Raw genomic sequence first — 21,939 nt, 5'->3', positions numbered from 1 at the left:
CGTGTATGAACAATTTTATGGCGTTATTCATCTTATTTTTCTAATTTAAAATTGTCAGGAGTAAAAACCTGATATCCATTTGTAATAAATATTTTTTCTGATTCTGAATCAAAAGGACTAACAACTATTTTTTTATCGTGAGAGCCTAATTCGGCAGATGCTAAAATCACATCATTATCCATTAAATCAAAATCTGTATCTGTATTAAAATCAAAACCATTCTTAGCGAATAACTTGACAATATCGTGCAATTCTTCCGAGAAATTTAGTAATGTCTTTTCGCTTACAGCTCCTTGTATTATAGAAACCTCTTTTTTAATCTCTTTATCAAAAGAGTATACCTCTATATTATGAAATTGTGTTAGATTGTAAAACCTCCAGAATAAAGCCCAATTTTCTTTATCCCAAAACGGTACAGCTTTATAATAACCATAGCCTTTAAGTTTAAAATCTTCTGGACGAATAAACAAACCAAAACTAGCTTCGTCTTTCAATTGTAAATCATCTGCGTGAATATAATTAGTTAGCTTTAAGGTTCCCTTTTCAATATCTTTGATACTTCTCGTCTCAATTATTTGCTCAACATTTTCGGGACTGTAAGAAACCCCCATCATCTTACTTTGAAAGCTAAATACGGCAAGACTTGACCAATTTTTATTATCGACTACGGTAATAGGATTTATAAGAAGTTGAAAAAATCGCGTCGCATTATTATTATAATAAACGTCTCTAAAATCATATTCTTTAAAAGAACTATGTTTCAGAAAAAATTTACCAACTATAAATTTCTCGTCTTGTTTAAGCCCTATAGCATCTTTATCATTAAATATAGACTCTGCAAAATCACTCCAAGTAAATACCCACTGATTATATCTGCCAGAATTGATAATACTATTTCTTATTTCTAAATCTTTAGGAAAACGATCGCTATGATTTTCACTAGCGTGATACTCATAACCGTCAAGATATATTACAATATCCTTTATGGTTTCTAATTCGTCTAGCGTAAATTTCTTACCATTTTTAGTAAGTCCAACACATTTTAAAACAAAATCAGGACGTGTTTTCTTCTCGATACCAAAAAGCCACCTATTGAGATTTTGAGGATATACTTTGTAAACAATTTCATTACCATAATAAGCGAGCTTAAGTTTGTAAATTTTAAGTCCCATCTCATTGTCAGACTCAAAAGTTGAACCTGAAAACTTATTTGCAAATTCTTCGAGAAGTCCTTTAAACTTCCATTCTAAGTCTGACTCTTCATTATTTCCAAACGTACTTACATTCTGTAGGCTTTCTATACTATTCCACTCATCAGTCTTTTCTAGTATATTAGAAAATAACTCCTCTGCTTCAGTACGGCTTAAGATGGTTCTCTCATATTGGTTACCGTAAGTATAAATACATCTATAACATCCATCCTTTCCTTCTTGCTTACACGAACAGAAAGCAATACGTTCATAAGCCTTTTCTAAAATTTTAGTAAAAACTGTAGTGTCAAAAAGCTTTGATAAATAGCCTGTCCCTCCAGGAATAGTTTCATAGAAAACCAGATATCGATCTTTTCTATTAGTCGTCTTATTAAATATTTCATTCTCTCTAATTAGGATATGATCCGGACGACCTTTAAAATATTCTTTCAAACCTAACTTAAGACCTGCTTTAAATAAAGCTATACGCTCTTCAGATCTAAAATCTTCAACAGGAAGCAGTATTGATAAGGCTTCAGTATTAAATTTACGATACAAATAAATTTCATTAAAAACATCATCAGATTGATCGGCGTACAACACTTCTCGGTTAGAACAATAAGGGAAGTGGTAGGCTCTATCTCTATTGTTTAATTCTCTTGCTGACAATGAACGTTCTGTAGATTTTCCACACGTTTTACAAACTACAAATCCTACTTGTGGGTGTTTTTCTCCATTGATTTCAATTTCCCTTGTACCAAAAAAGCCTTCTTCCCTAATACCTGTATTTATCTCTAAGTAGTCTACGTCTTGAAAAAACTCGATTCCAAATGGCACTCTCTTTAAGACGTGTGCACCTTGAGAAGATGATTGATTAATCTTGATATGTACCGATTTTTGATAAAAATGTCGCTCTCTATCATCTGAAGAATCTGTGATTTTTGAACGTTCTTTATCATTTACAGATAAAACACCTTGAAGTTTTACAAGAAATTTTCTGTTATTTAAGCTAGACCAAGAGCCGTGACCACAAACTGGGCATTGAGATTGTTCATTTTCCTCTACATCAATTTCTTTCTTTACGTGATTACAGTTACTACAAAAACGATGCTCTTCATAATCTTCTTGAGACTTGATCTCTAAACCTTCAGACTTCAGTTTATGACCCTGAGAATAGAATATGTTCGCAGGAGCCAATTCTGTTAATGCAGATGAACTCGGTCGTACTATTTCGCTAAAGTCTTCATATTTATATTCAGTTTTCCCATCTACTTCTTTCTTTCTTTTAATTTGTGCATTTAAGGTTACTCCAGTTTCTGGAAAAGCGTAGTTAGGTAAAACACCTACGTTCGTTAAATACTCAATTACATTACGCCTATTAATATTATAAATAGCACTAGACAAAGCTCTTTTCTCATTTTTAAGGATTACCGTTTCATTACCTGTCTCCGGTAGTGCTTTAAGTCTCTTGTTTACAAGTTTTATCTTCTCTTGATAATACTCTATCTCATCCAGTAAATTCTTATGTAAACAAGTCAATCTATTAATAAAACGTCCAGAACTTAAATCTTCAAAAATAGAAGCAAGGCTTTTAGAATTATCACCTAACTGTTCCTTGTATTGCTCAACAAATAAATCATAAAGTAAGGTTTTATTATTCTCTATGTGTGTAGCTATTTTTTGAAATAAGAAATTAGGATCACCTGGTTTTAGAGATTTCAATCTCAATACTCTCACCATTGGAGGTATATTATTTTCCTCAGGATCCATTGAAGCCCAATGATCAAAGCAAAAAGCCATAAAGTGTCGCTTTAAAATATCTTTAGCTTCTAAATAACACGATGGAGTTTTTATTTGCCCACTCATCATATCTTGAGGGTCTTGAAAGTAATATAAATCGTGAGCATCACGTCCTGCAAGATTCAAAATCATTGACGTACCACTAGATCTTCCTGCACGTCCTATACGTTGTAAATAATTAGCTGTTTCAGGCGGTAAGGAAGAGTTAAAAGTCACATTTAGATCACCTATATCTATACCCATCTCTAATGTAGAGGTCGCTACTAATACGTTTGTACTATCTTGTTTAGGTTGTCTTTTAAAATCATACTCTAGTTTTTCACGCTCATTTCTATCTATAAGCCCAGTATGATCTTTTGCGAAAATTCGTAACGAGCGTCCACGATTATAAACCATACGATAATAATCTAACTGGGAGTTTTCTGCAGCTTCATACTGTCCTTTACAACGGTATTGTAGACACTTCATCCCACTTACTAATGATGCTTGTGCTGCACCAGTATTAATTTGATTACCGCAATGAGAACATTCATAATGAACAACATTTGGACTCAAATAAATGCTATTTTCAGACAACCCATAGTTTGTAACACCAGCTGCAACGCGTTTATCTAATATTTTATTAGCATCTAGGTAGTCTAACAACTGGGCATAAAAATCATTTATTAAAACGGTCTCTTCTTGAATAATCTCTTGAAAGCACTTTTTAAAATAAGCGCTAAACCAGTTATCCTTAGTAGTTGTTTGAACAACATCAAAAGCTCTTGTATTTGCACCATTTGCAAGCGCTAAAAATTTAGGCAGTCTTGATGATGGCCCAAAGTTTTTCATTAAAAAGTATTGTTTGTTTACATTACCTCTGTGTCCTATTAAATATGAGTTAGTACGCTCTGTCCTATACTTTTTTAGATATTTATGATCTACACCTCCTTTTGTTCGTAGTCGATGTAAAAAGCCATTTAAGAATTTTAAAAAGGGCTCTTTATCTATGGCTGTTCCTAATTTATTTTCATCGAGCCAATATTTCATTTGGTCATAGACCTCACTCATTACTGCTGTATCAAAATAGGTTGCAGATGCTCCTGTTTTTTCAAGCGTACGACCTATCATCGCGCTATATGAAAATTCAGACCATATTTCCCAAGACATTCTATTAGAAAACTCTTTATCAAATACACTACTTAATTTTCCGTCCTTATTTCTGTAATCGCTTATTTCTAATCTCGCATCACAATCTGGCGGAAAAAATTTGTAATAATAAGCGTCTAAATTTCCTGTTTCTTCATCGTCTGAATGTTCTTTCCAGTGTTCTATAAATCGTTCATACACCTGTGGTAGTGTAATAGGCTCTTTTACATCTTTCAAAACTGCTTGTATAGCGTGGCGCATACCAAAGCGAAAGTTTCTATTTTCTATAAAACCGGCTTGATGTGCTGCGTCTTGAACTCCATTTGTAAAAGCAAGTAACTTACGTTGCCCATCTTTAGTAGGATCTGTTGCTGTAGCAAGTACCTGCGCTGTTGCTATGGACTCTAAGGTAGGGACACCTGTTCCTATAAGTGCTAGTGTGTTACGAGAATTGCAATGAGGACAGATTTTATCTATTCTATTACCATCAACTATACGTGTTCCTAGTATTTTAAAATAATCGTTACTCTCGTAATTATCATAAATACTTAGGGAATGTGGATGCAAATAGCCATCTATCGCATCTCCAGAGTGCGTATAGTCAGAAGCATAAACTTCTTGATACTTCCGGTCTTCAAGGCTACTAATAAAGTATAAATTCTTGTTTTGACTATGCGCCATTAGTTGCTGGCGTGTTCTAGATAAATCGTCCTCAAAATGCGCATTTTGTTCTTTCTTGATACCTATCCATCCACTACCTCCACATTCTCTACAAAAGTATGGTGGCAACGATTTTACAGGATCATTAGGATTCATATCGCTTTCCCATTCAAAAGCTGCGGTAGGTTGCAGTTTACGTACTATTTTTGAAAGACTGCGTAACCAATAGGTGATTTGCAGGTATAAAAAAGGAAACTGTTTAGAGCCAGATTGTTCTTTCGCATACGTTATGAGCGCTAGTAGGGAGCTAAATAGTAAATGAATCTCTTTATCATCTAATTCAAGGCCTATCTTTTCTCTCCATCGCTTTAACTTTGGTTTAATTACAACCACATCAGATTTTGTGATCTTCAATAAGTCAAAAAACCATTTGTTTTTTTTGAGTGCATCTCCTAAATCTTTGGGCGATAAACCTGCATAACCCCAAAAAACCAGTTGCCGCTCTAAATAGCTTAAATAGGTATCGTTCTCCTCAAAAGCACATTTTTGAATCTGGTTAACATCAATAACTGGCTCTTCTATAGTATCATCAAAAAACTCATCTGGTTCTAAACGCTGTTCTTCTATAACCGCATCGGTTGTAACTTTTACTCCAAATACTTTAGAAAAGAAATCTACAAGCTCCAGCTTTCCTTGATCTCCACCACCCATTGTTGCAGATGTTCCTACAGGTACGATTTGATCTTTAGGTAGCTTCAGTTTTAGCTTTAAGCGACGTATTAAATTTGCGACGTCAGATCCTTTTGCACCATCATAAGTGTGTAGCTCATCCAGTACTATAAACTTTAAAAGGTCTGTATTTTTAAAGTTGTGGCTCCATAAATTATGAAATCTTGCTTGTAGTAATGCAAAATCAAGCATCTTAAAATTGGTAAGCAATATATCTGGCGGTGCATCTACAAGTGTTTTACGATCTTCTATAATACGATCCTCGCTCATACGTGTTGCACGTATTCCATCCTTATCTTTTCCTTCTCCTATAAAAAGTCCAGCACGTATTTTTCCCTTTAATTCACCGTCATTAAAATCATTAATTTCTTCTGCTATCCTACGTGCTTGGTCTGTTGCTAGTGCGTTCATAGGATACAGAATAATGGCTTTTATCCCTGGTTTATCTCTATGTTGATAGCAATAATCTAGTAACGGAAATAAAAAACTCTCTGTTTTACCAGATCCTGTTCCTGTGGTAAGTATTACAGGTTCTGGCTTATGACCGTTACGTGTAGATAGTTTGAGAAAGGATAAAAATTGATGATGGTACGGATCAAAAGGTGGTTTTACGTATAGCGCTTTCGCGAAAGCGTCTCTATCTCCATCTGTTGCAATCTTATCAAAAGGCAGTCTTAACTGCATATACGGGCCTTTAAACATTCCCTTTTGTTCACTTAAAAGAAAATCTTCAAATGATTGATCCAGTAACGGATCTTCAAAGTTGAAGGTAGATCTTAGATAATCTACCACCGCTTGCTTTATTTCATTTGCTTGTAATAATGGTAGCATCTATATGTTCTTGTTTATTGTTATTATTCTCATTTATTCACCAACTGAATTTACCAACCTTTTCTTCTTTTAACTTGTCAACTATTGTAAATACTATAACGACAATGTTTTTATTCACCAACCAGATTTACCAACATCCTTTTTTAAGAGTCAATCACCAACTTTTTCATTATTTACCCACTCTTTTCACCCTCTTTATAAAAGAAAAACCTCTTAAAAAACTGATTAACAGTATTTAACCCTAAAATTATTCACCCACCCAATTTACCCACCTAAAAAACCTAATTAATCGTAAAACAAGTGTTTACAGCGGTTTATGAGCAATTCAAATTCATTTATTTACCCACCTGATTCACCAACCTTTTAAACAGTCTGTTTATTAACTGTTTTATTATCAACAATTTAAGATTTGGTTATAATCTATTTATTTACCAACCTGATTTACCAACCAATATTTGTAAATATGCTTCTGGTCGCCGTAAATAGAGGTATCATCTATTATTTATTTACTAACCTGATTTACCAACTCCATCATCATTTTCAGGTAGAATATGTAGTAATTTCCAATTACCACCTTTAGTGCCTTCTCTATCTAAAAGTCCTAATTCTTTAAGGACATCCATATTCTTCCCAATAGCCGTATCACTTATACCAATTTTACTCGCCAGCTCTCCTATAGTAACTTTACTATTTTCATTGACGGCTCGTAAAATTTCTAATCGATTATCTGTAAGATGCTTTTCCCATCGGGCTATCCATTTTTCAAAATCAAAAGGTCTTGTAAGTGTTACCGTAAACATTCCATCAAAAGAAAAATGTGGTGGTTGTAAATCGTTCTCTTTCATAAGGTCTTTAATACGACCTATACCAGAACCTATTTGCTCTACCATACGCATACGAGCAAAAAGCCCAAATACTAATGGGTTACGACTGTGGCTACGTTTACCAAAATCTTTTGAAGAAACCGCACTTACTAGTCCACCTGGATTGGCAATCTCAACACGATCATCAAAAAGCTCTATCGTAATGGTAGCACCTCTGTCATAGTAATCTCTATGAGCAAGTGCATTAACTATAGCTTCCTTAAATGCGGTTTGCGGTATTTCCCAAATTTCCTCGCGTGGTCCTGTAGAACCTTCTATTTCATAGCGAACATCTAATTTATTCTTTAACCATTGTATTGCATCTTTGTACTGTACATATAATGGTCCTGTAAACTTTTTATCATCTACAATATATCGTTTATCCTTACCATCAAAAGCAACGCAACGTATCAAAGCAGTATCAATATATTGTTGTGGTTCTTTACCAAAAAACAACACCGCTCCATTTTTAAAAGCATTGTTTTGGTCTTGTAATTTTAGGTTTTTAAAAATCTGCTCGTTAGGAACTGCATTTGATAAATTTGCTTCTGCTTTAAACTCGTTTAAATTATCTGCGTGAATACCTGTCGCAATGTCAAAAGCTGGACACGGTGTTTCATCAAAATAGATGCGATCTGCTTGCTGAAAGAAGTCACGCATCTCTTCGACAGTAGTTACTTTTTGTGAATTAGGGCCATTACGCACGTAAATAGCTCCACTTAACACGTAAGGTTTTTGTGTTCCAGAAGGGATCTCTATAACCCAAATCTCACTACCATCTACATCAACCGCATAAACGTCACAGTTTATAGCAGGCGAAATCTCACCAATTGAATTATGAATAGCAGAGCGTTTTGCGTTATCTATAGTAGCGCCTTGTATCACATTATTATCATCTACTCCTATAAGTAGAACGCCACCAGAGGCATTTGCAAAAGCACAAATTTCTTCTGTAAGCTTTCTCACATTGGCAGGAGCGCTTACTTTAAACTCTGCATTGTAACCTTCTCCAGAAGCTGCAATACTTTTTATGTCTTTGTCTGTGATCATACTACTGCTTCTTCTGTTTTAAAAATGTTCTCAAAATGCGCCCAAGCTGTTTTATAATCTTCTACACGGTCGCACTTAGTAAATGGCGCGTGGTAGGTTATTGTTTTACCTTGATACAACTCACTTTTTGTAATGGTATGCTCATAGGTTTCTCCTGCTTTCATATCCTTAATGCTGTTCCAGCCGCTGCGGTCTAGACCTACGCCTACGAGACCTTTGGATACGGTGAATACAATATTACCAGTAGCATCATACCAGGTGTCATCCTCATTTTGTTGTAATACAGGAAACTGTACATTGTACATTAAAATAAGTTCTTCTAAGGATAAACCTAATGCCATAGCAGTAATGACATCTATCTCAACGAGTGCTTGCCTGCGCTCAAACCAATTACGTAATGGTGTTTCCCATTTCCATTCTTTAGTTAAATCATTAAATGGTTTTAAGCGCGTATCTTTTTTACTCCAAGAATCTTTTTTAAAATCTTCATTCCAGTTACGTTCCCATAAACTTTGGTATGCTGAACTCAAACAGTTCAGTAAAAGTGTTCTACTATTCAAAAAAATTAAAAAAATATCATCGAGCCCAAAGATTAAATTTCTTATGGTATTATCATAAATATTACTTTTTCCCAATGATTTAATATAAAAATCCATTACTAGAGAAAAGCTTAGCCCAGACAATTGTAATAATTCAAACTCTGATTTTGTTTGAATGGAAATCACACTATTAGTATGACTGGTATACGGAGCAATTATAGTTGACTGGAGAGTTCTCTCTGACATAGTATCAATCATCTTCCCCATTGCAAGTCTATAAGTGAAAATCCAATTATCTAAACCAACAACTCTATTTTTAAACAAATCAGAATCTTCATATCTCGTGAATATTGTCCTTGGAATAAAATTCTGATCAATTAAATTTAGATTTATTATATCGTAATCATTATGATTGTTGACCATAATTTGTGGGTTCCGATAGAATGGATTTGCGGTAAAAAAGTGCGGCCCACTATAAATAAATTCGAAATTATCTAATGTGGGATAATGAACTTTCTTTTCAATAACTCCTTGATTTTGAGAATTCACCTCATTCCAACAGTCGGTACTAAAAAACTTGATATCTGATAAGGTTCCTCCATTTTCTTTTAATTTTTCTAGAATTTTTAAAATATCCTCAGAATGAATTGATGGTAGTTTTGCAGATTCATAATTAGCACCTGGTTCAAATAGCTCTTGTAGTATTTTAAGAGATTTTGATTCAATTTGAACAATTCGACTTTTATGTGGAGAGGTATTCCATTCAAATTGATTATTCAATACATTTTTTTCTTTCAACCCTCCACAAATACCTAAACCACTATGGCCAAATGAGTTTACAATGGTAGATACTGAAAAAAGATTATTTATGTTTTTGAAATTTATTTCAGAAGGCGACGAATATATATTTATACTGTAAATAATTTTATCCTTTATTTCAGAAAATAACATAAGTTTATTTTGAAATTGAAAGTGATAATCAAGTCTTTTGTATAAGGTTTTTCTTAGTTTTTGCCCTTTAGGATTGTCATAAATGCCATCAGGATGAATCAATCCAATTGAACCATTTTCTGAGGATAAATCGAAAGTATTAGTTAAAATTGATTTATATAAATTATTCCTATGACCTTGCAACAAAGGATAATTTTGTATTGCGCCTAAGAATTGCTTTGTAGATTGAGCCCATATGAATTCCTTTTTAAAATCCTCATTTAATTTAACATCGTTTTCCAAAATTTTTGGTGCTAATTTTTTTACTTGGGAAGCTGACATTTTCTTAATGAAAATTTCGGGATTTTTTTCTGATAGTATACCTGCTTCATCCATTGTTATACTCACCCAAGGCGGATTCCCTACAATGACATCAAAACCGCCACGCTCATAAAAGACTTCTACAAACTCAATCTCATTATGAAAAAAGCGATGCTGTTGGGCTAACTGCTCAATATTATCAATACGGTCGCTAGTATCAAATAAGGTACCTGCTCGGGCTTTTTTACGTATTTGGTCTTTGATGTCTTGCGACGACCCATCTGCAAGTAGCTCGTTGCTGTCTATTTGTAGTATAGATTCTACTTCGTTATACCATTCTGTACGGTTGGGCAATAATCTAACATCGCGCACATCCCAAAACCATAAACTACACCAGTAGTCTAAAATCATTTTTAACTTAAAGTAAGGTGCAGAACGGTCTTTACGAGAGTCTGTTAGTCTTTCCTTTTCGTCATAGCCTTTAGTAGTTGTTTGAGGATTAGGTTGCCCATATACTTGATAAACAGATGCGGTATCTTTTACCATACCCATTTGCTGTTTGTAATGTTCTTCTAGCAAGTAATCTATAACGTTACTTATCTTTTCTAGTCTATTTAATTCAACTCTGGTTAATGGTTTTTTGAACTCATTACGCCAGTCTTTAAACGCTTTTTGTTCAACTTCGGTTAACTCATTTTTCAATAATTTAATACCATAACTCGGTACCATATTATCATCTGGTAATAGAAAATGATAGATTTGATTTTGCTTTCGCGAAAGCGTACCCTTCTTATTCCACATTACACGTTTAGGAGCTTTGTCCCACCACGGTTTTGGAATGGGTTTTTTACCAATTTTACCGTTTGCCAAAACAGGAAACTCCTCTAAACAGTCTTTATCGTTATATACTTTTAACCAGGCACCCACAACTGCATTACCAGCACCTAAACGGTGCGCAAAAAATGGCGTTTCCATATTTTTATGCATACAGTTAAGCCATAAGGATAGTTTACCTAGCTCTACCGCAGTTGGGTTAAGGTCTACACCATACACATTATTTGCGGCGATGTAGGCTTTTACCTTTTGTAGCTCGTCTTTATAAATACCAGGTGTAATGCGCTTGCGACCAGCTGCTTGTTCTTCATTTTCTTTTAGCTCTAAATAAGCAACAGCCAGCTGGTTAATCACCTCATTATGGAAGGCTGCTGCACCCATTGCTGGTTCTAGTATCTTAAGTTTTAAAATCTCGTCTGCACAGGCTTCACCAGTAAGTACACCATCTACAATAGCTTGTTTTTCTTTAAGGCGTTCTATAATGCCTTTAAGCGTGTACTTTACAGTGGTTTGTGTAAGTACTTCTGGCGTATAATACGATGCTGAGTTTTTACGATCACGACCGTTCAAGCGATACACAAAATGTCCTTTAGGGATAATAACGTCTTGTTCTGGATACTCTTCGTGCTTTAAAATCTCTGATTCCTTGAAATCATCACGCCTTGTTTTTGGCACTAAAAAGGTACCGTCTGTCCCGTTTTTATCTTTAGCGTTTTTAACCTCGATAAGGTCTTCTCTGGCAAAAAAACCAGAGTACGATAATAAACTCTCGTACACACTTCCCAACTGGTTAATACCAAGATTAGCATACGAAATTCTACCACGTCCTTTATTTTTTGTGCGTTCTGAAAGTGATAAACGCACCACAATTTCTTGTAATATCTTATTACGAAACTGGATGCCTTTTAACTGCTTTAAAGATGCATTGTCAAACAATGGCGAGTCTAAAGGTCGCATCTGGAAACCATCTTTTAAATCTGATCCAGTATGTAAAAAGTCAAAAAGCTTCCATAAACTCTCTGAAAAGAAATAACCATTACGGGACGAGTCTGTAGTTAAAGGCACCATCTCAAGATCGCGTAACATTTCTAGACTATAGCCTTTTTGATACGTACTGTCTTTGATAGGTAATATCTCAAGATCTGCTCGGGACTCTGCATAGAATAAAAACAGTAAGCGATATACCATTTCTAGACATTCATCCTTAAGTTCTCTTGCAAAGTTGTCATTATCAAGTAGGGTAACGATTTCCTTTTTAGCTTCTAAGGTTTTGGCTTGTGATGATTTATAATATATGGCTTCATTTGCTAGGGCTTCTACCGCATAGATTACGGCACTTTTTAAAGTAACCGTAACACCATAACTGGCTTTGTGCGCATCTTCTTCTAAACCTACTAGAACACTTTCGGTTTCCGAAATGAATTGCTTTTTAGCGAGAAGTGCATAAAATAGCGCTAGTAAATTTTTATTTGAAGCCGTTTTAGTTACTGTAAAAAGCTCTTCTAGATCAAAAAGTAAATAGCTATCAAACTTCCATTTTTCATATTGAATCAGAAATATTTTGGGTCCTGCAAGCATTATTAAATAAACCGGACGCTCTTCTTCTGGCAGTAAAAACAATTCTGACAGCGCTTCTTTTATAACTTCTGGTCGTATGTCATAACCATCCCAAGAGTCTGGAAGAACTTTCTCCCAGTCCTCCTTTATGTAGCTTTGTTCATACAGCCCATCTGCGTCTACTTCACCTACTTGAATCATAGGCTGCATCTCCATTATGTACAAATATGGCTTGTCATTCTTGTTAAATCTATAACGTATTGGGATGATTTTTTTATCATCCATCACCACAGGTTCATCATAAGCACGCACGCCATTTATGTATCCTAGTGCTTGCAATAATTGGGTATGGAAATCGTGGGTTCTTTTTACTTTGTCCTTAGTTCTACGTAGGTTTAAGTAATCGTTTTTAAACTTATAATACTTCTCACTTAATGGCGCTATCTTACTAGTAAATTCCTTAATGTGGTCTGCACCATAGCCCGATTTATCAAATACTTTCTTCGGGAAATCTTCATCAAAGAAATGCTGAGAAAAGTAATCGCCTATATTTTCTAAAAATTCTATCATTAGTTGTTATGCATTAAAAAATACTGCTAGTACTCTTAAAAAGGGTTCGTTTTCTAATTGGAAAAATTCATTGTAGAACTCATCCATTTGTTCCTTCACGTAATTCACTTCGCGTTGTCTTTTCTTTTTATGGAAGGAACCGGATGTTTCATCGCCAAATTTTAGTTCCATTTGTGCTTCAGAAGCGGTTAACCAAGATTCTAATTTTTCTTGATAGCTTTCTAATTTCTCTTCCAGCTCATCTTCAAGCCCACCTTGTAATGTGTATTTATACAATTGTTCGCCTCTTTTTACTGCTTCAGGTAGTAAGGATTTAATTTTATCGAGTTGCTCGTTAGTAGTTTCTAATTCTGTCAACCTATCATTTAAGCGAAACTGGTTTAAAAACTCATTGAAGGTTTCTAAATTTCCAACGCTAGCACCATCAAAAGATTTACCTATTACAAAGGTTTTAGAAAACATAGGCTTTCCTTGCTGGTTAGAAGTAATACCTTGAAACACAAACCAAGCAGTGTTTTTAGGTAATGGCTCTCGTAATCTTGCAACTAGCGCTTTACCACGATCTACTTGTGCTAGCAACTTGTATTGCATCCATTTGGCAATGGGATTCAGGTCATATAACAACTGAAAGTTAGGCCATTCATTCTGTTTTTTTCTGGCTCTTATAATAGACCGTTCAACAATTTCTGAATCTGTAGTTAGATTAAAGGTTTCATTCTTTTGCGGGAAAGCTTCTTTAGGCATATCGTATAAAACACCTTTAGACGATAACTCTTCAAATTGCTCAATCTCTACAACCTTATCCTCTCTATCTATAGTTATACGAGGTATTAATCGTTCATCTTCAGCTTTTAATTCATCAATTAATGTGGCGTAATAAGTAAAGTCATCAGGATAGAAAGAAGCAAAACCTTCGTCTTTTTTTATTTCTTCTTTTGTCGTGGCTGTATCTTCCATAAGACTAGATAGCCAATCGTCATCAATTACATCTTTATTTTTTGTATCCAAAAGAGAATCATCACCAGTGGCTATAGCTTTTTCCACCAACTTAGTTTCTTGCTGCTGGTCATAAAAGCCCATTACACTACCGGCATCTCCTAAGCTCTTATGAACCTCTTCTTCTTTTTCTTTTAATTTTTCTACAATTCTAATATCGCCTTGCACGTCTTCACTTTTTGAATCTGAAATCAAATAGTATATAAAAGGCGTTTGTTTTTGACCAAAACGGTCAATACGTCCATTACGCTGGTCTAAAGTGATAATAGACCAAGGAATATCATAATTAAACATCTGATTACAGAAATAGTGAAGGTTAACACCTTGACTTCCTGCATCTGAAGCTAGGAATAAACGGATCTCGCTATCCTCTTTTGAAAAATCTTCCAGTATATCTTGCTGTTGTGTATCGGTCAAACTTCCATTAAACTGAACAACTGCTTTTGGTTTTAATCCAAAGTCTTCTGTTAAGTTTTTTTCAAGCTCATTTAAAGTAGCACGGCGTTCGGCAAAAATGATGATACGTTCATCATTCTTTTTACCTTTCCAACCCATTTGATCTAACTTAAATTTGAGCTGATTGTATTTAGAATCGCTCTTTTCATCTACAATTTTCTGAAGGATAACTCTTAATTCTGTAAGATGTTCAATAACACCTTCTTCATCTATATTTTTTTCAATTCTTTTAATTACCGTTTCTAAACAAGCTTTTGGCGAAGACATATAAGCTTTAAAGAGTCCTATGGAAAACAAGAGTGCTTCAAAATTATAATCGCCATCACTGTCTTCTTGTGCTACTTTTTTAAATTCCTGAATAATTCTTAGTGCTTCCTCTTCATCTCGATTAAGAGGACAATCAATTTTACTTGTAACTCGATCCCTAAAGGCGTCTCCAACTTCATCTTCAACATCCTTTTTAAATCGACGCACATATAAAGGTTGAATAGCTTCTTTTGTAAACTCGCCATTAAAAGGAATGGCTGTTGGGTCTAGCATTCCAATAAGATTTGCAAAATTTTCACGTTTACCATTATGCGGCGTTGCAGAGGTTAATACCATAGCTTCTGTACGCTCAGATAAAAACTTGGCCAATCCACCACGTTGTGAAGCTACATTTGCAACAGTATGACATTCATCAATAGCAACTACATCCCATTTTACGCGCTCTAAATAATGCCTAAACTTGGCGTTATTTTTAAGGGTATCAATTGAGACAATTACTTTGTCATAATAATCAAAAGGATTCTTGTTAGATGGAATTTCGATTTTGATTTTTGCAATACCTTGACTATCTAAACGAACCAAAGGTATTGCAAAACGCGCCCAAATTTCTTGCTGAAATTGAGATAAAATAGATTTTGGCGTTACTACCAAAACTTTTTTTCCTTTACCACGTCTTATCAATTCGGCAAGGAATATCCCTACTTGAACCGTTTTACCTAATCCTACAGCATCTGCAATTAGAATTTTAGGTTGAGGTAACTTAAGTGCTTTAATGGTAGATTCAAATTGATAATTAGCACCACGAATAGCTGCTTTATGTGCTATTTCAATATGTTCTGAGTAATGAGACGAATTTCTAAAAGTAGTCTCTAAAAACAGTTTAGTCTGCCTATAATGAGCCGATGTGTCTGCTTTTAGTTCGGTTTCTTCTGGCTTGATTACTTTATAGTTTTTTTCTAATCGCAAATCAAACTTAAAGCTTTGACCATAGACCAATTCAGATATTCCTTCAACATCAATAATGTCGCGCTCCCGATTTGTAACAATAAAATCTTCTCCTCGTAAGCTAATCCTTATGCCTGGAGTAACTTTTTTGGTTTGTTGGGTTAGTGTATCGTTGTTCAAATTATACGTTATTGGTCGTTAAACATTTTCAATCGCAAGTCTCAATGCTTCCTTAGAGAACTTTTCACTGCCTACTGTCTTTAAAATCTTATCTGCAAGCCATAGCGTTAGCAGTTCTTTTTTAGATTGTTTAAAGATTTTTGCAAGTGCATCTATATCTTCTTTTCTAAACGAACGCTCGCCGCGTTCCATCTTACTTAATAATGCTTGATCCATATCCAGCTTAGCTGCAAGCTGTCGAAGTAGGATATCATTAGCTTCTCTCAGCGTTCGTATGCGTTCACCTATCATCTTAGTAAAGTTTTCATTAAAAGACTTGACAAATATTGGACAATTTAAGGATTATGTACGAAAATATTAGTATTTTGTTGAACTAAAATTTAAGATTTCAAAATCTGTACCACCCATCGCAGGTAGTACATATTTAAAGTATAAGAGATAGTAAATGGATCAATTAAATTTATTTAGTGAAGAGGAAGTAAAACGAGAAAAACTTGGCAAAACAGCTATTGAGTACAAGGCTGCAAGTTCCATCTTAACTCCAGCTTCTGGTTTTATGGCTGATTATGATTATACCTTAAACCCTTACTCTGGATGTTCGTTTGGCTGCACCTATTGTTATGCAGCTTTCTTCTCAAGAAATAAAGAGAAAATGGATGGTTGGGGTGACTGGCTTACTGTAAAAGAAAACGCTCTTTCATTACTGAAAAAGAAACGAAAACGACCTTTAATTGATAAAACTATCTATTTAAGTAGTGTTACTGATCCTTACCAACCTGTAGAAAAAGAACTGGAGTTAACGAGGTCTATTTTGAAAGAGCTTCTTGATTTTCATAAAGTGCGATTGGTAATTCAAACTAGGAGTGCACTAGTTACTAGAGATATTGATTTATTGCAAAAGTATGAAACACTTCAAGTAAATATGACTGTAACCACTGATAGTGAAAAGGTAAGGAAAGTTTTTGAGCCTTTTTGTACTGGAAATAAACAAAGAATTAAAGCTATTACAGAGATGCACAATGCAGGTATACAATCTTGTATCACTATGACACCATTACTACCTATAGAAAATCCTGTTCAATTTGCTGATGATTTATTAGCTACTGGCATAAAACGCTTCATTATACAACCGTTTCATAAAGATAAAGGAAAGTTTGTACGAGGAACAAGGAATGAAGCCTTAAAAATTTTGAATGAGTTTAACTGGAGTGATGAAGAGTATAATAGGGTACTCTCTGTAATGCGTGAAAAAATTCCAAATCTTGGAATAGGTAAAACTGGGTTTGCACCGATTTGATATGTATAATAATTATTTAGATTGGCTAGAGAATCAGCGCAGTATTTTAGATGAATTATTTGCTAGAGCAGGTTTTACTTTTTACGAAAAACACAAACATTTAGACAATTTTTCCTTTGATGCAAACGAAACTCAAAAAGAATGTTATTTGCTTGGTACAGATAGAGACTTATGCTATGATCGTTTTACTATAGGATTATCTTATTCTCTTTGGTATCAAGGAAAAAGAACAAATGCATTTATAAGTTACTTCGCCAAGTTACTTTACGAAGCACGTGAAGAGAATGAAATTACTCTACTTGACCTAGGTGCTGGAACCGGAGCTGTTCAACTTGCTATTTCTTTATGTAAAATAGGTCTTGACCAGTTATTTGGTAAAAGCCCCAAAATTACCATTATAAATATTGACACAAGTCCCTTTATGTTGGATTACAATAGGAGTTATTTGTGGCCTGAATTTATTAAGAGTTACGAAATAGCGAAGGATATAAAGACAATTTATTCCGTCAATTCTTGGGAACAGACAGATACTTCTAATTTCAATAATTTTTGGATAACAGCCAGCTATTTATTTGATCAGAGTGATAATGTTCAGCATTTAAGTGATAATTTATCCAAACTGGTAGAAACCTTTGAACCTAGATTTATTATTTGCAATACTTCTAAAAGGAAAAGCTATTTGATGAATAAAGCTTCTGTTCCTATCAAAAATCAAAATTACGAAGTGTTGTCTATTGATATGAAACATCTATTTACTGGTTCTTTACCAAGTACTTTAGCTGTAAGACGCAAAATAAAAGAAGAATGCGGAGTACAGTATAACGGTATGCCAGTATGGCAAGAAAACTGGATGTCATCAATAATTTTGAGACTTGCGACCCCAGGTTTATCAATTCCTATAGAATCACCTTCTGTAGATTTGTTTACACCACCGTTAACCGTTCGTAGGGATATAATTCTGTCTCCAGAACAAAAGAAAGCAGCTGAAGATGACGGAAGGCCTACTGTTATATATGGACCAGCTGGATGTGGTAAAACTGTAGTGATTACAGAGAGAATAATAAATATCTTAAAAAATAGCTCTGAAAAACCAATTGAAGAGATATCTATACTCGTAACAACTTTCAATAAAGGACTTGTAAGTGTTATAAAAAGTTGGTTGAAGGAGTTGTTATCACGTGAGAAATTTAAGTTTATTGATCGTGGCGATTCTTTGCGAGTAGGCGAATCAACTAAAGATACCATTACCATAATGCATTTTGATGTTTTGCCTACTAGGTTATGGTCTAAAATTTCAGATGCACCAACTCCGTTTAAAAATGATAAAATTCAGTTTGACAATTATCACTTAAGTGTTGCTGCTAGGGCAATAAATACAATTAAAAAGAAATATGGAATTACTACTAATGTTTACGATCACGTACTTAATGACAGATACGTTATTGATGAATATCATTATGTGATTTATGGACAAGATATAGCAGAAGCATCAATATATGCTAAAGCACGAATTAAAGGTAGAAAGCGCTTAGAAAGAGATGGTAATTCAAGAAAATACTTATTTGAAAGTGTCGTACTGTATCTTGAACTTTTAGGTTTAAATAGTTCTTTTGTAAAGAGACGCCATCAGTTTTATAAAGAATTGAAAAAATCGAACAAAGGTTTTGGATTTTCTCATCTTATTGTTGATGAGTTTCAAGATTGTACTCAAACTGATTATAACATCTTTTATGAGTTACTAAAAAACCCAAATAATCTTATCATTTGTGGAGATTTTGCACAAGCCATACATCTTGGAAATGTTGCAAATATTCCAAGACTGTCGCAAGAGGATATGGGTAGAAGAAAATTTATTCAACTAGTAGGGTCTTATAGACTGCCTTACAGAATAAGTGAATGTCTACAGAATTTTTCTAAAAATATCGTTACTGAAGAAGATGATATTAAAAATCCTTTATCTCCATTTAAAGGTGCTCCGCCAGGTGCTCGACCAATCCTTATTAAAGCTTCAAATTCAAAGGAGATGGCATTAAAGATTAAAAATGCAGTGTCTTCCTATCATCAATATGATATATTTAATTTTAACGTAGTCCCTTACGACAATATCCTAATTCTTGAAAAAGACGCAGAACTAAGGAATGAACTTGCTTTATTTAGGCGCGGGCTTTCCTATGATGAGACCATATTAAAAGTTAAAGGATTGGAAAAGAAGTGTGTGGTATGGACAGCGCGAAAGAATATAGAATTTAGCGAACGTATTAGGCATTATGTCTACACTATTTTAACGCGAACATCTGGAATTTTGATTATCGCACTATTTGGGGAAGAATGTAAAGAGTACAAAGATATTATAAATGAATTTGATCCAGAGAGAGTGATTATTTGGGATCAAGACACAAAAAACTATTTGGATGAAAACTACAAGCTTTAAGAAATTCAAATTTGAAGATCTATTGTTAAATAATACTAGGGACTATCAAAACAAGCATAGTGAGCTTATTAGGTCTGCACCTTATATTTATCAATTATTAACTTCTTTACTTGATGTGACTGACCTTTCTGTTGCAAATAGATCAAAAATTTTCACCTCTATTGGGTACTTCCTTGTGCCAAAAGACCTGTATTCAGAAGACGAACACGGCGCAATCGGATATATAGATGACATATTATTAGCAATATTTGTCATAAAAGAAGTTGAAACAGAAATTGGTTTTGAACAAATAGAAAGATTATATAATCAAGATTTGAATAATCTTGATGAGTTATTAAATTCAGGGATATATGATAATGCAATTAAAGATTATGACGAATTATTTCAGGAGGTTTTAGAATTCGTTGGCTTCTACTAAACTAACATATATGGAAGATAAAAAATCAGAGCAAAATATACTTGAAAAAGCAATTAACTATATCTCAAAGCTTTCAAGTTCTAAGAAAGAAAAACTGATGACGATTTTAAAAAAAGTAAATGAAGTTCAGTCCTCAAATCTTACGACTAAGGAAAAAGCAAAAGAAATCAAACGAATTATGTGGAGTGATCAATCAACTAATAGCAAGCTGTTTATTGGCGCTTTCCTAGGTGCTGTCACTGGCTTCTTCATTTTTGGAACTGGAGGCATAGGTATCGCAGCTTTAGGTACAGGTGTAGGTGTTTGGGGTTGGTTAGCTACAGCAGCTGGTGGTGCTTTCATTTCTTCATTAATACATAATTACGAGAAGAAAGAGAATGAAAATTAATTCTATTAATGAAATAACACAAGCCATCAAAAACTTCGATATAGCTGCTTTAAAAGAACTGCTGGATGATAATAAGCCATATCAAGATGTTCCTAAATCACTTTTTCTTGAAAAATTAGAAAAGAAGTTTAATCAAGCTAGGCGTGACGATTGCCATTCCTTCGACGATGTATTTTTTGGTATTTGTGAATCTTGCAATAAGGGCTGTGAAGGAATGACCTTTCTATCAAATTCTGGATACTATTTAGACTTGTTTATTGAAAGTAAAGATGAAGAGTTTGCAGATGATATTTACGTCTGTAATAAACTCACAAACTTTACAGATCTTGAAAAGTCCATAGATTTAGGTTTCAGTTTTAGAAAAGATGAATATTACAACTTTAAACCTACCTCAAAGTACCTCATTATAAAAAAAGAATATAATGAATTATTAAATCAAATAAGTGAGATCGAAAAACCCATAAAAGTAGATAAATTATTGAATTGGTACTACAATAACTTTAACTACTTAAGCGAAACCATTAACGGTTTTGGTCCATTTGAATGTTTCGACTACAACTTATATAATGATGCTTATAGTTTGGTAAGTAAAGTAGAACGCGTATTTGAGATAACACAAGTGAAAGAACAAGCAATTGAGAGTCTGGTGGATTATCACAATTCTAGTACTGAAAGAGAAAGACTAATCTGGTTCTTTAAAAATCAAGAAAACCTATATGGATCTATCTATTTTGAATTTTCTGAGAAATGGAAAACAGATTCCATAATATTTTACGAGCAGGAACAAGTTGAATTGGAGTTAGACATTACAGGATATGAATATGTTATAGATTACTTTTTAATATTAGATAACTTATATGATGAACTCATAGAAAAGTATAAACCAATACCAGTGCACTTTGAAGGTTCAAAAAATGGTAGCATCGAATGTTCATTAGAAAACTATCTAAGATTGCGCAACAAGTATATAGACGTAGTGAAAAAATACGGTAGAAAAGGATATTAGATCAATTCGATAGTTCAAAAAGGATTAAAATATATTCGAATAAATGCTTTTACTAAACGCTTTACCAAAAAGGTTTAATATAATCTCTATAATCTAAATTAAAAAGAATACATCTTTCAATTCATCTGCACTAATAATTTCAAAATTCGGGAAGGCAGGTAATAAGGTGTTCGTCAGTCGCTCCATTTAGTTACATAGTACATAATCAAAAATGCTTCTATCGTCGCATTTGTGCTTACAGTAAATAGAACTACTGCGGCGATACGTCCTCGCTCGCACTATTTACTTGTACTATTGCACACATTACGCTATTCCTCACCCATAGCTACTCTTGTGCCTTAAAATCCAAAGCTGTGTGTGCTATGCACACGCATAATTTATTAAGGCACAACCGCTATTTAATGTTTTGCGAGCCTGCGTGTCGCTGCGGGCTACGACCTCAAACTTATGGCAGCATTACGTTATGAGAACGCAAAACACTAAGAAATTGATATTTAAATAACAAGAGCATAGCTAGGCTTAGGAAGACTACCATAAGTTTGAGGTCTACCGG

General features: G+C 34.1%; 10 protein-coding genes. 5 read left to right on the top strand and 5 right to left on the bottom strand.

All coding sequences use genetic code 11. From position 1 onward, the window contains the following. Positions 1-32: 32 nt before the first annotated feature. From CELLY_RS11985 to CELLY_RS11965, 5 genes are all read right to left on the bottom strand, one after another. On the bottom strand, positions 33-6,338 hold the full coding sequence (locus CELLY_RS11985) for a DEAD/DEAH box helicase (RefSeq protein ID WP_013621946.1): 6,306 nt from the start codon (positions 6,336-6,338) through the stop codon (positions 33-35). 509 nt (positions 6,339-6,847) lie between these two features. Then, complete coding sequence (locus CELLY_RS11980) at positions 6,848-8,251, bottom strand: ATP-binding protein (RefSeq protein ID WP_013621945.1); 1,404 nt, start codon at positions 8,249-8,251, stop codon at positions 6,848-6,850. After that, positions 8,248-13,002 carry an Eco57I restriction-modification methylase domain-containing protein gene (locus CELLY_RS11975; protein ID WP_013621944.1) on the bottom strand — a complete coding sequence of 1,585 codons (4,755 nt, stop codon included), beginning with the start codon at positions 13,000-13,002 and terminating at the stop codon, positions 8,248-8,250. The genes CELLY_RS11980 and CELLY_RS11975 overlap by 4 nt, the downstream gene beginning before the upstream one ends. A 6-nt stretch (positions 13,003-13,008) precedes the next feature. Next, the gene (locus tag CELLY_RS11970; protein WP_013621943.1) at positions 13,009-15,846 is read right to left on the bottom strand and encodes a DEAD/DEAH box helicase; all 2,838 of its coding nucleotides are present in this window, start codon (positions 15,844-15,846) and stop codon (positions 13,009-13,011) included. A gap of 18 nt (positions 15,847-15,864) precedes the next feature. Further along, positions 15,865-16,137: a helix-turn-helix domain-containing protein gene (locus CELLY_RS11965; protein WP_013621942.1), complete on the bottom strand. Its 273-nt coding sequence runs from the start codon at positions 16,135-16,137 to the stop codon at positions 15,865-15,867. 154 nt (positions 16,138-16,291) lie between these two features. Between CELLY_RS11965 and CELLY_RS11960 the strand changes: the two genes are divergently transcribed. The 5 genes from CELLY_RS11960 to CELLY_RS11940 are packed head-to-tail and all read left to right on the top strand — an operon-like array spanning position 16,292 to position 21,386. After that, on the top strand, positions 16,292-17,143 hold the full coding sequence (locus CELLY_RS11960; protein WP_013621941.1) for an SPL family radical SAM protein: 852 nt from the start codon (positions 16,292-16,294) through the stop codon (positions 17,141-17,143). A gap of 1 nt (position 17,144) precedes the next feature. Beyond that, positions 17,145-19,574, top strand: coding sequence for a UvrD-helicase domain-containing protein (locus tag CELLY_RS11955; protein WP_013621940.1), 2,430 nt, complete (start codon positions 17,145-17,147; stop codon positions 19,572-19,574). After that, positions 19,555-19,992 carry a DUF1232 domain-containing protein gene (locus tag CELLY_RS11950; RefSeq protein WP_013621939.1) on the top strand — a complete coding sequence of 146 codons (438 nt, stop codon included), beginning with the start codon at positions 19,555-19,557 and terminating at the stop codon, positions 19,990-19,992. Before CELLY_RS11955 ends, CELLY_RS11950 begins: the two co-directional genes overlap by 20 nt. A 10-nt stretch (positions 19,993-20,002) precedes the next feature. Next, a complete protein-coding gene (locus CELLY_RS11945) occupies positions 20,003-20,380 on the top strand; it encodes a hypothetical protein (protein WP_013621938.1) in 378 nt (125 codons plus the stop codon). Next, a complete protein-coding gene (locus tag CELLY_RS11940) occupies positions 20,370-21,386 on the top strand; it encodes a hypothetical protein (protein ID WP_013621937.1) in 1,017 nt (338 codons plus the stop codon). The genes CELLY_RS11945 and CELLY_RS11940 overlap by 11 nt, the downstream gene beginning before the upstream one ends. The last annotated feature ends 553 nt before the right edge of the window (positions 21,387-21,939 follow it).

This window comes from Cellulophaga lytica DSM 7489 (genome assembly GCF_000190595.1).
GTDB classification, from domain to species: domain Bacteria; phylum Bacteroidota; class Bacteroidia; order Flavobacteriales; family Flavobacteriaceae; genus Cellulophaga; species Cellulophaga lytica.
The sequence above is the reverse complement of the archived record's forward strand: the minus strand, read 5'-3'. Positions and strand labels throughout refer to the sequence as shown.